A 13,321-nucleotide genomic window follows, 5' to 3' on the forward strand; every position below is an offset into this window, starting at 1 on the left:
GGGTTCAGCATGTTGAACCCGCAAAAAACACAACCACACCCACCGTTCTCAATCTGGCTAAGGAAAACCTGCATGTTGGCACTCTTCACGCGCTTATTCCCCCTGTGGGCGATACTGCTGTCCGTCACCGCCTATTACACGCCGACCTCCTTTACCGGCATCGGCCCCTACGTCAGCCCGCTGCTGATGCTGATCATGTTCGCCATGGGCGTCACGCTGCGGCTGGACGACTTCAAACGCGTGCTGGCGCGCCCCGGCCCGGTGGCGGCCGGCATCTTCCTGCACTATCTGATCATGCCGCTGGCGGCCTGGATCCTGGCGATGCTGTTCCGCATGCCGCCGGATCTGTCCGCCGGCATGGTGCTGGTGGGCAGCGTGGCCAGCGGTACCGCGTCCAACGTAATGATCTACCTGGCCAAGGGTGACGTGGCGCTGTCGGTGACCATCTCGGCGGTCTCGACGCTGGTGGGGGTGTTCGCCACGCCGCTGCTGACCCGCCTGTATGTCGACGCCAAGATCAGCGTCGATATCATGGGCATGCTGCTGAGCATTCTGCAGATCGTGGTGATCCCGATCGGCCTGGGCCTGATCGTCCACCACACCCTGACCAAGGCGGTGAAACGCATTGAGCCGCTGCTGCCGGCGCTGTCGATGGTGTGTATCCTTGCGATCATCAGCGCGGTGGTGGCGGGCAGCCAAAGCCACATCGCCTCGGTCGGTTTGGTGGTGATCGTCGCGGTGATCCTGCACAACGGCATCGGTTTGCTCAGCGGCTACTGGGGCGGCAAGCTGTTCGGCTTCGACGAATCCACCTGCCGCACGCTGGCGATCGAAGTCGGCATGCAGAACTCCGGGCTGGCAGCCACGCTGGGTAAAATCTACTTCTCACCGCTGGCCGCTCTGCCGGGCGCGCTGTTCTCGGTCTGGCACAACCTCTCCGGTTCGCTGCTGGCGGGGTATTGGTCCGGCCGCCCTATCAAGAAAAAATAAACCGCCTGTAGGGACGCAAACAATTGCGTCCCCGTTCTTCTCTGCGAAATTTCGTATTTCCCACTGGTCGGATTGTCATAATTCCTCTCATCCCCTATCATCCGTGAAAAATAAAAATTCAGATTCTTCCTAACCATGCCGATAATGTTGGCAAGAGGAAGAGACGTTCTACTTTTTTTAATTAATTAAGTCACCAGGGTTGCCCACCATAAAAGAAGCAGCCTAATTATTATTTAGATCTATACCCACCGTCTTATTTGCCGCGGCAAATCAAGATACCTCGCAATGTGCATGTCGCTCATTATTTCGGGCCGGCCGTCGGCCGCCCGTGGTTAACCTCATGGATTGGGCGGGCTGCCCCGGCGGCCTCTCATAATGGATTACAATGATAAAAAAAATAACCGCCTTGACGCTGTTGGTCAGCACGGCCCTTTCCGCCGAAACCCTGCCGGACGCCCACATGATGCGGGATATGTCGATGGGGGAGTCGCGCCGTGCGTTGCAAGACAGCACGCGTGAAGTCAACCAGTTGATTGAGCAACGCCGCTACCAGCAGCTGAAGCAGCAACGCTTGCTGGCGGAGCCGGAACCGCCCGCGCCCGCCCTGCCGCAGTCCGCGCAGTGCCTGCCGATCGCCGGCGTTTATCTGCAGGGCGTCACCCTGCTCTCGCCGACCGATTTATCCGCCCTGAGCGCGCTGCCGGAAAACTGCATCAGCAGCAATGATATCAATCGCCTGACCCGCGAATTAACGCGCCTTTATGTGCAAAAAGGCTATATCACCGCGCGCGTGCAAATTGTTCGCCCTAATTCACAGGGAGAATTGGGGTTAAGCGTCACCGAAGGATTTATCGAGAAAATAGAAGGCGGCGATCGCTGGGTCAACAGCCGTTTATTATTTCCGGGGCTGGAAGGCAAGCCGTTGAAATTAACCGAGCTCGACCAGGGATTGGATCAGGCCAACCGTTTGCAATCGAATACCACCAAGCTGGATATATTGCCCGGCCACCAGGTTGGCGGTTCGGTCATTCGTTTGCGCAATCAACATGCCAAGCCCTGGCTGATTACCGCCGGCACGGATAATTACGGCCAAAAAAGCACCGGCCAGTGGCTGGCGCGCGCCACCGCCACGCTGGACAGCCCGTTCGGCCTGTCGGACTTCGTCAGCCTGAACGCCAGCAGCACGCTGGAAAACCCGGCTCACCGCTATAACCGCGCCTATACCCTGCTCTATTCGCTGCCGTACGGCGCGTTCACCTTCAGCGGGTTCGCCAGCTTCTCGTCCTATGAGAACCACCAGCAGCTGCCGCACAACGTGGTCAAACTGCACGGCCAGACCCAACAGTACGGGCTGCGCAGCGACTATGTGTTTTACCGCGATCACGATCAGATAGACAGCCTGAGCGGCCAGTTGACCTACAAGCGCATCGACAACTACTTCGAAAGCGTGCGCCTCGAAGTCAGCAGCCCCACGCTGACCCTGGCCGAGCTGAGCGCCAGCCACCTGCAGATTCTGCCCAACGGGGTGTTCAGCGCCAATCTCAGCGTCGAACAGGGTCTGCCGTGGTTGGGGGCCGATCGCCACCCGAGCTCGGTGCACCTCGACAGCCAGTTCACCAAGGGCAAGCTGTTCGCCAACCTCAGCCAGCGCCTTCACCTGGGCGAGGCGACCTATCAGCTCAACAACCTGTTCTATGGCCAGTACAGCCGCGACCCGCTGCCCGGCGTGGAATGGCTGAGCCTTACCGATCGCAGCGCCGTGCGCGGCTTTAGCCGCAGCACCCAGTCCGGCGACAACGGCTGGTATCTGCAGAACACGCTGTCGCGCAGCTTCAATCTGGGCGCCACCACGCTGACGCCGCGCCTCGGCGCCGACGTCGGCCGCATTTTGCCGCGCCAGGACAACTCGGGGTGGCGCAGCAGCGCCGGCCTGAGCAGCGGCGCCACGTTGCGCTATCGGCAGGCGCTGGTCGATCTCGAGGTCAGCCGCGGCTGGATCTTGTCAAATCACGCCACGCCGGAAGATCCCGTTCAGGTACTGGCACGCTTTTCTTACACCTTTTAATTAATCAGCAGTTTTGCAGGACCCCACGGCAATATACGGAGAGACATGGATGAAAAATAATAACTTCAGGCTTTCAGCAGCGGGCAAACTGGCCGCCGCGCTGGCGATTATTCTCGCCGCTTCCGCCGGCGCCTATGCCGCGGAGATCGTGGCGGCCAACGGCGCCAACGGCCCCGGCGTTTCCACCGCCGCAACCGGCGCGCAGGTGGTCGACATCGTCGCGCCGAACGGTAACGGGCTGTCGCACAACCAGTATCAGGACTTCAACGTCAACCAGCCCGGCGCGGTGCTGAACAACTCCCGCGAGGCAGGGCTGTCGCAGCTGGCCGGCCAACTGGGCGCCAACCCCAATCTGGGCGGGCGCGAAGCCAGCGTCATCCTCAACGAAGTGATCGGCCGTAACCCTTCTCTGCTGCACGGCCAGCAAGAGATCTTCGGCATGGCGGCCGACTACGTGCTGGCCAACCCGAACGGCATCAGCTGCCAGGGCTGCGGGTTCATCAATACCAGCCGCTCCTCGCTGGTGGTCGGCAACCCGCTGGTGGAGAACGGCCTGCTGCAGGGCTACAGCACCCTGGACAACCGCAATACCCTGAGCCTCAACGGTACCCTGAACGCCGGCGGCGTGCTGGATCTGATCGCACCGAAGATAGACAGCCGCGGTGACGTGATCGTACAAGACTTCACCCACCGCAACGGCAAAGTGACGCCGGCGGCGATCAACGCCATCAGCGGCCATAACCGCGTGGCGCGCGACGGCAAGGTGCTGGCCAGCGTGCAGCCGACCACCGCGCTGGACAGCTACTACCTCGGCAGCATGCAGGCCGGGCGCATCAACATCATCAACACCGCGCAAGGCAGCGGCGTGAAGCTGGCGGGCACGCTGGCCGCCCGCGACGATCTCAAGGTGAAGGCCTACGATATTCGCAGCGAAAGCCGCGTTGACGACGCCAGCAGCAACCGCAACGGCGGCGACAACTACCAGAACTACCGCGGCGGCATTTACGTCAACGACCGCAGCAGCAGCCAGAAGCTGACCCGCACCGAGCTGAAAGGCAAGAACATCAGCCTGGTGGCGGATAACCACGCGCACCTCACCGCCACCGATATTCGCGGCGAAGACATCACGCTGCAGGGCGGCAAGCTGACGCTCGACGGCCAGCAGTTGAAACAGACCCAGGGCCACACCGACGACCGCTGGTTCTACTCCTGGCAATACGACGTCACCCGTGAGCGCGAGCAGCAGCAGCAGGCAGGCAGCACCGTCGCCGCCAGCGGCAGCGCCAAACTCGTCAGTACCCGGGAAGACGTGAACCTGTTGGGCGCCAACGTCAGCGCCGATCGGGCGCTGAGCGTCAAGGCGGCGCGCGACGTGCACCTCGCCGGGCTGGTGGAGAAGGATAAGTCCACCGAACGCGGCTACCAGCGCAACCACACTTCCAGCCTGCGCACCGGCAGCTGGAGCAGCAGCGACGAAAGCGAAAGCCTGAAGGCCAGCGAACTGCGCAGCCAGGGGGCGCTGACGCTGGAGGCCGGCAACAACGTCGCGACCCAGGGCGCCAAGCTGCACGCCGGCCGCGATTTGACGGTCAATGCCGGCAACCAAATCCAGATCGGGGTGCAGAAAACCGCCAACGCCAAAGCGGTGCGCGATGACAAAACCTCCTGGGGCGGCATCGGCGGCGGCGACAACAAGAACAACAGCAATCGCCGCGAGGTCAGCCACGCCTCCGAACTGACCAGCGACGGCACCCTGCGCCTGAACGGCCAGCAGGGCGTCACCATCACCGGCAGCAAGGCGCGCGGCAAGGAAGGCGGCCTGGTCAACGCCACGCAAGGTGGCCTGCGCATCGACAACGCGCTGAGCACCACCGTGGACAAAATCGATGCGCGCACCGGCACCGCCTTCAACATCACCAGCAGTTCACACAAGGCCGACAACAGCTACCAGAGCAGCACCGCCAGCGAGCTGAAGTCTGATACCAACCTGAAGCTGGTCAGCCGTAAGGATACCGACGTCATCGGCAGTCAGGTCACCAGCGGCGGCGAGCTGAGCGTGACGTCGCAGACCGGCAACATCAACGTCAAGGCCGCCGAACAGCAGCAAAAAATCGATGAGCAGAAGACCGCGCTGACCGTCAACGGCTACGCCAAAGAAGCCGGCGACAAGCAATACCGTGCCGGTTTGCGCATCGAACACACCCGCGACAGCGAAAAAACCACCCGCACCGAAAACCGCGCCTCGACCCTCAGCGGCGGTAGCGTGAAGCTCGAGGCGGAGAAGGACGTGACCTTCAGCGGCTCCAAACTGGTCGCCGACAAAGGCGACGCCAGCGTCAGCGGCAACAAGGTCTCGTTCCTGGCGGCCGACGATAAAACCACCTCGAACACCGAGCAGACCAAGATCGGCGGCGGTTTCTACTACACCGGCGGCATCGACAAGCTCGGCAGCGGCGTGGAAGCCGGCTACGAGAACAGCAAAACGCAGGCGCAGAGCAGCAAGGCGGTCACCTCCGGCAGCGACGTCAAAGGCAACCTGACTGTCAACGCCCGCGACAAGCTGACCCAGCAAGGCGCGCAGCACAGCGTCGGCGGCACCTACCAAGAGAACGCCGCCGGCGTCGATCATTTGGCCGCCGCCGACACCGCCAGCAGCACCACCACCAAAACCGACGTCGGCGTGAACATCGGCGCCAACGTCGATTACAGCGCCGTGACCCGCCCGGTCGAGCGCGCGGTCGGCAAGGCGGCCAAGCTGGACGCCACCGGCGTCATCAACGACATCGGCGGCATCGGCGCGCCTAACGTCGGCCTGGATATCGGCGCACAGGGCGGCAGCAGCGAAAAACGCAGCAGCAGCTCGCAGGCGGTGGTCAGCTCGGTGAAAGCCGGCAGCATCGACATCAACGCCAAAGGCGAAGTGCGCGATCAGGGCACGCAATATCAGGCAAGCAAAGGCGCGGTCACGCTGACGGCGGACAGCCACCGCAGCGAAGCTGCAACGAACCGCCAGGAAGAGCAGAACCGCGATACCCGCGGCAGCGCCGGCGTGCGCGTCTACACCTCCACCGGCAGCGATCTGACCGTGGACGCCAAGGGCGAAGGCGGCACCCAGCGCAGCAACAGCAGCGCCAGCCAGGCGGTGACCGGCTCGATCGACGCGGCCAACGGCATCAACGTCAACGTGAAAAAAGACGCGGTCTATCAGGGTACCGCGCTGAACGGCGGCAGCGGTAAAACCACCGTCGACGCCGGCGGCGATATCCGCTTTGATCAGGCCAGCGACAAACAGAGTGAGAACCACAGCGGCTTTAACGTCAAGGCCTCGGCGAAGGGCGGCTTCACCGCCGACAGTAAAAACTTCGGCGCCGGCTTCGGCGGCGGTACCAACAAAGGCGAAAGCAGCGGCAGTACCGCACAGGTCGGCAACGTCAGCGGCCAACAGGGCGTTGAACTGAAGGCGGGCCGCGATCTGACGCTTAAAGGCACCGACGTTAAAAGCCAGGGCGACATCACCCTGAGCGCGGGCAACAAGGTCGCGCTGCAGGCGGCGGAATCGACCCAAACGCGCAAGGAAAGCCAGCTGTCCGGCAATCTCGATCTGGGCGCCGGCAGCAGCGACAGCAAGGAAAAAACCGGTGGCAGTCTCTCCGCCGGCGGCGCGTTCGACATCGCCAAGGTGAATGAGTCCGCGACCGAACGCCAGGGCGCTACGCTCGCCTCAGACGGCAAGGTCACCCTGTCCGCCGGCGGCAAAGGCGATGACGCGCTGCATCTGCAGGGCGCCAAGGTCAGCGGCGGCAGCGCCGTGCTCGAGGCGAAAAACGGCGGTATCCTGCTGGAGTCCGCCAAGAACGAGCAGCATAAGGACAACTGGAGCCTGGGCATTAAAGCCAACGCTAAAGGCGGCCAAACGTTCAACAAGGACGCCGCCGGCAAGGTCGATCCGAACACCGGCAAAGACACCCATACGCTGGGCGCCGGTCTGAAGGTCGGCGTGGAACAGCAGGATAAAACCACCCACGCCAACACCGGCATCACCGCGGGCGATGTGGCGCTCAACAGCGGCAAGGACACCCGCCTCGCCGGGGCGCGCATCGATGCCGACAGCGTACAGGGCAAGGTGGGCGGCGATCTGCACGTTGAAAGCCGCAAAGACGTCGAGAAAGGCGTGAAGGTGGATGTGGATGCCGGTCTGAGCCACAGCAACGATCCAGGCAGCAGCATCACCTCCAAGCTGTCGAAGGTGGGCACGCCGCGCTACGCCGGGAAAGTGAAAGAGAAACTGGACGCCGGGGTGAACAAAGTGGCCGACGCCACTACCGACAAGTACAACAGCGTGGCGCGTCGCCTCGATCCGCAGCAGGACACCACCGGCGCGGTCAGCTTCAGCAAAGCCGACGGTAAAGTGACGCTGCCGGAAACGCCGGCCGGCGAGAAACCGCAGGGCCCGCTGTGGGATCGCGGTGCACGCACCGTCGGCGGCGCGGTGAAAGACAGCGTCACCGGGCCGGCGGGCCGCCAGGGGCAACTCAAGGTCAATGCCGAGGTGGTGAACAACAACGCGGTCGGCGAGCAATCGGCGATTACCGGTAAGCACGGCGTGGCGCTGCAGGTCGGCGGCCAAACCCAACTCACCGGCGGCGAGATCCGCAGCCAGCAGGGCAAGGTGGAACTGGGCGGCAGCCAGGTCAGCCAACAGGACGTCAGCGGCCAACGCTATCAGGGCGGCGGCCGCGTCGATGTGGCGGCCACGGTAGGCGGCCTGGCCGCCGGTGCGGCGAAACAGGGCGTTGACGGCAACGTGCCGTTCGCCAGCGGCCATGCCTCAACGAAACAGGCGGACGCCAAAGCCGGCGTGTTCAGCGGCAAATAACGCGCCTCTCCTAGGTAATGCCCCCGGTGAAAACCGGGGGCATTTTTTTACAGCGTGCTTGGGGTGTCTTCCCAGTCGCGATCGTCGTCCTTCGCATCCTGATCCAACACGTTGTAAGCCACGGCGCAAAACAGCGAGTTCAGGCGCTTCATGTCCCCCAACAACCCCAAATGCAGCGAACTGGTCTCGATGCTCTGCACGTTTTGCTGGTGCAGGCGATCGACGTGCGCGTGCGCGTAGCGGCGATCCAGAATGCGGAAGCGGTGCTTGGAACGGCGCAGGCGCTTGGCGCTGGTAACGTCGCCGGACAGGAACACCGACAGCCCCAGACGCAGGTTGCCGATCAGCCGCTCATGCAGCCCATCCAGCTCCGCCAGCCCTTCCGTCGAGAAGGCCCGGCGCGCGGCGTGCGACTTGGCGCCCACGTCGCCGGCCATGCGTTCGATGATGTCGCCCGCCTGTTCCAGGTTGAGCGCCATTTCGATGATCTCCGCCCAGCGGCGCGAATCTTCCTCGCCCAGATCCTCCTTCTGGATCTGCGCCAGATACAGCTTGATGGCGGTGTACAGCACGTCGACGTCGTCATCCAGACGCCGCACCTCTTTATCCACCCCTTGCTTGCCGTGCAGCACTTCGCGCTGCAGGATCATCATGTGTTCCACCACGTCGCCCATCCGCAGCGTTTCGCGCGCCGCGTTGGCCAGCGCCAGCGTCGGCGTGTCCAGCGCGCTGGCGTCCAGATGGCGCGGCCTCATGCGCGGATCGTCGGCCGCCACGTCGACGATCAGCCGCTCGCACAGCGTGGCCATCGGCCCGGCCAGCGGGATCATCACTAGGCAGCGGATCAGGTTGTAGAACACGTGGAAATAGATCACCAGTTCTTCGCTGCCGCCAGGCAACTGAGCCATCACATCCGCCAGATAGGCGACGAACGGCAGCACCAGCACGCACCCCACCAGCTTGAACAGCAGGCTGCCGAGCGCCACGCGCCGCCCGGCGGCGTTCTGGCCGCTGGCGTTGATCATCGCCAGCAGGCCGCTGCCGAGGTTGGCGCCGATCACCAGGCAGAGCGCCACCTTCAGCGAAATCACGCCGGACGCGGTCAGGGTGGCGGTCAGCAGCACCGCCGCCAGGCTGGAATAACTGACGATGGCGAACAGCGCGCCGGTCAGGGCGTCCAGCATCACGTCGCCGGTCAGCGACGAGAACAGCACTTTGACCCCGGCGGCCTGGGTGATCGGCGTGGCGGCGGCCACGATCAGCTCCAGCGCCAGCACGATCAGCCCAAGGCCGATCAGGACGCGCCCGATCTGGCCGATCCGCATCTGTTTGCGGCTGAGGAACAGGAAGACGCCGACCAGGATCAGCAGCGGCGACAGCCAGGAAAGATCGAAGGTCAGCACGCGCGCCATCAGCGCGGTGCCGACGTCGGCGCCGAGCATGATCACCAGCGCAGGCGCCAGCCCCACCAGCCCCTGCGCGACGAAAGAGGTCACCAGCAGCGCCGTGGCGTTGCTGCTTTGCACCAGCGCGGTCACGCCGATGCCGGAAACGAACGCCAGCGGCTTTTTCTCAACGCTGTCGCTCAACACGCGCCGCAGATTGGCGCCGTAAACCCGCATGATCCCGGTGCGCACGATGTGGGTACCCCACACCAACAGCGCCACGGAGGAAAGCAGGTGAAGAAGGGTCAGCACGGAAGATACGCTCCATTAACGCCCGGCCAAAGGAGGCTGATACCCGATGCCTGTCAGGCGGTGCGGACGGACGGAACGGTTCTGTTCGCCTTAGCCACAGCCGGTAGGCCAAAAGATGACGGATACAGCGCGCGGTCCCGCCTGCCGGGCGTAGGTCTGGCAGGACAGCGGGCGGGCGGCAGACCGCAGAAAAGAAGGGTTAATGCGGCGGCGGAAAGGCCCCGGCGCCGCGCTGCGAAGTCATGCAACTTCCCGCAATACAACAGGTTCCAAGTGTAGCCCAATTTCCGCGCCGTCGGGCCGCAGGTCGGCCACCGACCGGTTGAGCACGTCAACCAGCAATTCTACACCGCGAACCTGAATCCGATAGCGTACCACATTCCCGAGCAAACTGTGGCCCAGGATCACCCCGCCGATCCCCTGCCCGGCCGGCAACAGGCCGATAGACTCGGGCCGGATCGCCACCTTGCCAGCATAGCTGCGCCCGGTCAGCTGGGCGGCCTGTTCGGCGGTCAGCAGGTTATAGTTGCCGATAAACCCGGCGGCGAAGGCGTCCGCCGGCTGGGTATACAGGGTTTCCGCATCGCCGCTCTGCACGATCTGCCCCTTGTTCATCAGCACGATGCGATCCGACAGGGTCAATGCCTCTTCCTGATCGTGGGTAACGAAGATCGCCGTCAGGTTCAGCTCGCGTTGAATGCGCCGAATCTGCTCGCGCAGGTGTTTGCGGATACGCGCGTCCAGCGCCGACAGCGGTTCGTCGAGCAGCAGCAGCCGCGGGCGGGTGACCAGCGATCGCGCCAGCGCCACGCGCTGACACTGGCCGCCCGACAGCTGATGCGGATAGCGCTTCGCCAGATCGCTCAGCTCCACCAGCGCCAGCACCTCCTGCACCCGCTGGCCGATCTGCCCGGCCGCCAGCTTCTGCATTTTCAGACCGAAGGCCACGTTGCCTTCCACCGTCATATTGGGAAACAGCGCATAGCTTTGGAACACCATGCCGATGCCGCGCTTTTGCGGCGCCAGCGGCACCAGATCCTGGCCCTGCAGCAAAATGTGCCCGCTGTCGACCGGGGTCAGGCCGGCCAGGCAGCGCAGCAGCGTCGATTTGCCGCAGCCGCTCGGCCCCAGCAGGGTGACGAACTCCCCCTCTTCGGCGGTGAAATCGATATCCTGAAACACCTGGGTCTGGCCATAGTGTTTGTTCAGGCGGGTGACGTTGAGATAAGCCATCGGGTTAACCCTTGTTTTTATTCAGCAGGTTCGCCAGCCAGGTGACGAGCAGCACCACGGCGAAATAGGAGATGACCAGCGCGCTGGTGAAATGCCCGCTGCCGTTGCGCATGTTGAACAGATAGACCTGCAGCGTTTCATACTGGCTGCCCACCAGCAGGTTGGCGAACACGAACTCGCCGATCAGGAACGAGAACGACAGCAGCACGGCGATCGTTCCGCCCTTGCGCAGGTTCGGCAGCACCACCAGCAGCGCCGCCTGCCAGGTGCTGGCGCCGAGCAGGTGTGCGGCGTCCATCAGATCGCGCAGGTTGATCGCCTGCATGTTATTGCTGATGGCGCGGTAGATAAACGGCAGCGCGATGGTGAAATAGCAGCCCACCAAAATCCACGGAGTGCCGAGCAGCGGCAGCGGATCGGCGGCGAACAGCTGCATCAGCCCCACCGCCGACACCACCGGCGGCACGGCGAACGGCAGCAGAATCAGCACGTTCATCACCGCGTCCAGCTTGGGAAAGTAGTAAGCGATCACAAACATCGCCGGCAGGATCACCACCACCGACAGCAGCAGCGTGCCGAAGCAGATCAACAGCGAGTGCCACAGCGCCTGCAAAAAGCGCGGGTCGCTCCACAGCGCCGTCAGCCACTTCAGGGTAAAACCGTCCGGCAAAATGGTGGCGCCCCACTGGGTGGCCAGCGCATAAATCAGCGTCGCCGCCAGCGGCAACAGCAGGATCAGCAGCAGCAGGCCGGTCACCGTGCGATGGTACAAGCGTTCAGCACGCGACATGAGCATTCTCCATCCGATTATGAGCGCGCATTGAGGTAGCTCCTGCGCAGCATCCATTGGTGGATCACCGTGATAAACGCCATCATCACCACCAGTAGCATCGCCAGCGCGCTGGCCAGGTTCGGATCGAGGGAGATGTCCCCCGCCACCAGCGCCGAGATACGGATCGGGATCACGTTGAAGTTGCCGGTGGTCAGCGCGTAGACCGTAGCGTAGGCGCCCAGCGCGTTAGCCAGCAGAATGACGAAGGTGCCCATCAGCGCCGGCGCCAGCACCGGCAGGCCGATATGCCGCCAGTAGCGCCAGGAGCCGGCGCCGAGCAGCGCCGCCGACTCGCGCCAATCGGCGCGCAGCGCGTCGAACGCCGGATACAGCAACATCACCCCCAGTGGGATCTGGAAGTAGGTATACAGCACGATCAGGCCGCTCTTCGAATAGAGGTTGAAACTCTCCATCAGACCGTATTTGCGCAGCAGCAGCGTCAGGCAACCGTTCAGCCCCAGCAGGATGACGAAGGCAAACGCCAGCGGCACCCCGGCGAAGTTGCTGGTCATGTTGGTGAACGACATCACGAAGTCATGAAATCGGGTCTGGCCGAGCTGGCGCAGCGAGTAACTGCCCACTAACGCAATCAGCAAGCCGTAGACGCTCGACCACAGCGAGATCTCCAGCGAGAACTGAAAGGCCTGCAGGTAGAACGGCGAGGTGAGGATATCGACATAGTTGCCCCATCCCCAGCCGCTGCTCTCACTGAAAAAGCTGTGAACGGCGATCCACACCAGCGGGGCGATCTGAAACGCGCCGAACAGCACGATAAACGGCAGCAGGCACAACGCGGCGATCCATTTGGTTTTGCCGTTCATCGCGCATCCTGCGCCAGCAGCGCCCGGCAGCGCGGCTTGTCGTGCGGTGCCTGCAGCAGATCGCAAATCGTGCCGCACAGCTCGGTTTGCTGCGGATCGGCGTCGTCCAGGCTGAAGCCCGTGCCGAACACGAACAGCGGCACCTGGCGCTCTTCCGGCAACACACCGCCGTGGCTGCGATCGTCGTTCATGCCATGGTCGGCAGTGACCAGCACCTGATAACCGGCGGCCAGCCACTCGGGCAGATAGCGCGACAGCGAACCGTCGGCGCGGCGTGCCGCATTGCGGTACTGCGGCGAAGAGAGGCCGAAGCGGTGCCCGGCATCGTCGATGTTCATCGGATGGACCAGCAGAAAGTCCGGCTGATGACGCAGGCGCAAGCTTTCGGCGTCGTCGAACAGATGGCTGTCGGGATAGCCGTCGTCGTAATAGAAATGCCCGTGCTGGATCGGCAGCTCAGGCGCGTCGGTATGGCGGTCGCGCGCGGCGTCGAACGGCGTGCGGTTATACAATTCGCTGAACCAATGATACGCGGCGGCGGCGGTGGTCAGCCCGGCGGCGCGCGCGTAATGAAACACGCTTTGTTGATGAGAAAGGCGCGAGACGTGGTTGTGCACCACGCCGCTCTCCACCGGCGTGACGCCGGTGAGGATGCATTCATACAGCGGCCGGGAGAGCGAGGGCAGCTCGCTCTCCAGCAGGTACAACCGTCCGCGTCCCGCCGCGCATTCGGCCTGCAGATAGCCCATGGCGTCGTGCGCCACCCGGTAGTTGAGGCCGTCCAGCAGCACGAGGATCGTTTTCATG

General features: G+C 63.4%; 8 protein-coding genes. 3 read left to right on the plus strand and 5 right to left on the minus strand.

Annotated elements, in window-relative coordinates; translation table 11 throughout:
- The first annotated feature begins 72 nt into the window (after nucleotides 1–72).
- The 3 genes from panS to V8N38_RS23290 all read left to right on the plus strand — a co-directional run bounded on the left by panS (nucleotide 73) and on the right by V8N38_RS23290 (nucleotide 7,931).
- Nucleotides 73–990, plus strand: a complete 918-nt coding sequence (gene panS, locus V8N38_RS23280) for a ketopantoate/pantoate/pantothenate transporter PanS (RefSeq protein WP_049201525.1) — start codon at nucleotides 73–75, stop codon at nucleotides 988–990.
- Between the two features lie 385 nt (nucleotides 991–1,375).
- The gene (locus tag V8N38_RS23285; protein ID WP_084827462.1) at nucleotides 1,376–3,055 is read left to right on the plus strand and encodes a ShlB/FhaC/HecB family hemolysin secretion/activation protein; all 1,680 of its coding nucleotides are present in this window, start codon (nucleotides 1,376–1,378) and stop codon (nucleotides 3,053–3,055) included.
- Between the two features lie 49 nt (nucleotides 3,056–3,104).
- Nucleotides 3,105–7,931 (plus strand): hemagglutinin repeat-containing protein, encoded by a 4,827-nt coding sequence (locus V8N38_RS23290; protein ID WP_147840684.1) that lies wholly within the window; start codon nucleotides 3,105–3,107, stop codon nucleotides 7,929–7,931.
- A gap of 47 nt (nucleotides 7,932–7,978) precedes the next feature.
- On the opposite strand, the gene V8N38_RS23295 is transcribed toward V8N38_RS23290, so the two are convergent.
- The 5 genes from V8N38_RS23295 to V8N38_RS23315 form a co-directional block, all read right to left on the minus strand.
- On the minus strand, nucleotides 7,979–9,628 hold the full coding sequence (locus V8N38_RS23295; protein ID WP_049201530.1) for a Na/Pi cotransporter family protein: 1,650 nt from the start codon (nucleotides 9,626–9,628) through the stop codon (nucleotides 7,979–7,981).
- A 240-nt stretch (nucleotides 9,629–9,868) separates the two neighbouring features.
- Nucleotides 9,869–10,861, minus strand: coding sequence for an ABC transporter ATP-binding protein (locus V8N38_RS23300; RefSeq protein WP_038874358.1), 993 nt, complete (start codon nucleotides 10,859–10,861; stop codon nucleotides 9,869–9,871).
- A 4-nt stretch (nucleotides 10,862–10,865) separates the two neighbouring features.
- Nucleotides 10,866–11,651 (minus strand): ABC transporter permease, encoded by a 786-nt coding sequence (locus V8N38_RS23305; protein WP_049201534.1) that lies wholly within the window; start codon nucleotides 11,649–11,651, stop codon nucleotides 10,866–10,868.
- A gap of 17 nt (nucleotides 11,652–11,668) precedes the next feature.
- Nucleotides 11,669–12,514 (minus strand): ABC transporter permease, encoded by an 846-nt coding sequence (locus V8N38_RS23310; RefSeq protein ID WP_147840683.1) that lies wholly within the window; start codon nucleotides 12,512–12,514, stop codon nucleotides 11,669–11,671.
- Nucleotides 12,511–13,320 carry an alkaline phosphatase family protein gene (locus V8N38_RS23315; RefSeq protein ID WP_038874364.1) on the minus strand — a complete coding sequence of 270 codons (810 nt, stop codon included), beginning with the start codon at nucleotides 13,318–13,320 and terminating at the stop codon, nucleotides 12,511–12,513. Before V8N38_RS23315 ends, V8N38_RS23310 begins: the two co-directional genes overlap by 4 nt.
- Between the last annotated feature and the right edge of the window lies 1 nt (nucleotide 13,321).

Origin of the sequence: Serratia nevei, assembly GCF_037948395.1 — a bacterium.
Taxonomy (GTDB): Bacteria; Pseudomonadota; Gammaproteobacteria; order Enterobacterales; family Enterobacteriaceae; genus Serratia; species Serratia nevei.

What these genes read in the sequence shown, in the direction of transcription:
- V8N38_RS23290 (WP_147840684.1), top strand. Translation starts at nt 3,105, where the DNA reads ATGAAAAATAATAACTTCAGGCTTTCAGCAGCGGGCAAACTGGCCGCC.
- V8N38_RS23315 (WP_038874364.1), bottom strand. Translation starts at nt 13,320, where the DNA reads ATGAAAACGATCCTCGTGCTGCTGGACGGCCTCAACTACCGGGTGGCG.
- V8N38_RS23305 (WP_049201534.1), bottom strand. Translation starts at nt 11,651, where the DNA reads ATGTCGCGTGCTGAACGCTTGTACCATCGCACGGTGACCGGCCTGCTG.
- panS (WP_049201525.1), top strand. Translation starts at nt 73, where the DNA reads ATGTTGGCACTCTTCACGCGCTTATTCCCCCTGTGGGCGATACTGCTG.
- V8N38_RS23310 (WP_147840683.1), bottom strand. Translation starts at nt 12,514, where the DNA reads ATGAACGGCAAAACCAAATGGATCGCCGCGTTGTGCCTGCTGCCGTTT.
- V8N38_RS23285 (WP_084827462.1), top strand. Translation starts at nt 1,376, where the DNA reads ATGATAAAAAAAATAACCGCCTTGACGCTGTTGGTCAGCACGGCCCTT.
- V8N38_RS23300 (WP_038874358.1), bottom strand. Translation starts at nt 10,861, where the DNA reads ATGGCTTATCTCAACGTCACCCGCCTGAACAAACACTATGGCCAGACC.